Below are 768 nucleotides of genomic sequence, written 5' to 3'. Positions count from 1 at the left end.
TTTTTTTCTTTACCTTAACTATATGATGTTGGTTTCCATCCCAAAAAGTAGTAACTGGTAAATTTTCAATGAAGGATTCAACGGCTTCTTCTGTTGACTGCCCAGTAAGAATCAAAATTGGTGTACCAGCAAAATTTTTTCTTATATAAGTGGCTAAACTTAATCCATTAGTTATATCTGGAGTAGGTGACTCGCGATTTATTGGAATAGCTAAATCTATAATTAAATAGTCTATAAATTCTTTATGTAAAATTTCCAAGGCTTCATCATGGTTCACTGCATGAAAGACTTGACAAGCACCAGCATTTATTAATGCTGGTTTTACAACTCGTTCGAACCACTCTTTATCATCTTCAGCTTGTAAAATGTTCATTTAAAGTTCCTTTTTAGGTATTTCGAATGAGAATTGAGCACCACCAGTTTCAGAATTTGTAAGTTCCCAATTACCGTTCAATTGCTTGATAGCTTTATTAATAAGTGCTAATCCAAGTCCTTGATTTCCCGGTTTCGTCGTAAATCTACTTTTCATAAGTTCTTCACTTTTTTCTTGTAGACCAAGACCATCATCAATAATACTTAACCACAATGAGTTATTGGTTGTGTTGGAATTAATTAAAATAGGCTTCTTAATTCTCACTGTAGGCTCTTTACAAGCCTCAATTGAATTTCTTAGTGCATTCGAACAAATTATTCTAAAAAGAGAGGGATCTAAATTGAAAGAGAGTTCTTTTGATATATTAATAGTTAGATCTACAGTAGATTTTTTTT

General features: G+C 32.0%; 2 protein-coding genes. Both read right to left on the bottom strand.

Features of this window, described 5'->3' with window-relative positions; translation table 11 throughout:
* On the bottom strand, positions 1-373 hold a 373-nt coding region (locus tag AN389_RS19530; RefSeq protein WP_146258100.1), incomplete at its 3' end, for a response regulator.
* Positions 374-768: ATP-binding protein (locus tag AN389_RS19525; protein ID WP_146258099.1), on the bottom strand; the 395-nt coding region annotated here is incomplete at its 5' end.

This window comes from Pseudoalteromonas sp. P1-7a (genome assembly GCF_001401855.1).
In the GTDB taxonomy this organism is placed as follows: Bacteria; Pseudomonadota; Gammaproteobacteria; order Enterobacterales; family Alteromonadaceae; genus Pseudoalteromonas.
The sequence above is the reverse complement of the archived record's forward strand: the minus strand, read 5'-3'. Positions and strand labels throughout refer to the sequence as shown.